Annotated in this window: 1 protein-coding gene; it reads left to right on the top strand. The window is 72.2% G+C overall.

Features of this window, described 5'->3' with window-relative positions; genetic code table 11:
- Window positions 1-25: 25 nt before the first annotated feature.
- Window positions 26-492 (top strand): chaplin (locus tag ACZ43N_RS22395; RefSeq protein ID WP_468099736.1); only part of this gene is annotated, 467 nt, incomplete at its 3' end.

Below are 492 nucleotides of genomic sequence, written 5' to 3'. Positions count from 1 at the left end.
GGGTCAGGCCGGTGGTTCGCCGGGCGTGCTGTCCGGTAACAACGTGCAGGCTCCGGTGCATGCCCCGGTGGACGTGTGCGGCAACGGCGTCACCGGGGTCGGTGTCGGCAACGGCGGCACGAACAACGACTGCTCCAACGGCGGCGGCGGTGGCGGCGGCTCGGCCCAGGTCGGGGGTTCCGAGGCGCAGGGTCAGGCCGGTGGTTCGCCGGGCGTGCTGTCCGGTAACAACGTGCAGGCTCCGGTGCATGCCCCGGTGGACGTGTGCGGCAACGGCGTCACCGGCGTCGGCATCGGCAACGGCGGCACGAACAACGACTGCTCCACCGGCGGCGGTTCGTCCCAGGGTGGCGGGACGCGCGCCGAGGGTCAGACGGGTGGCTCGTCCGGTGTGTTGTCCGGTAACAACGTGCAGGCTCCGGTGCATGCCCCGGTGGACGTGTGCGGCAACGGCGTCACCGGCGTCGGCATCGGCAACGGCGGCACCGACAA

The sequence above is a fragment of the Streptomyces sp. NPDC030814 genome, assembly GCF_055572155.1.
This window is presented reverse-complemented; position numbering and strand designations above follow the sequence as displayed.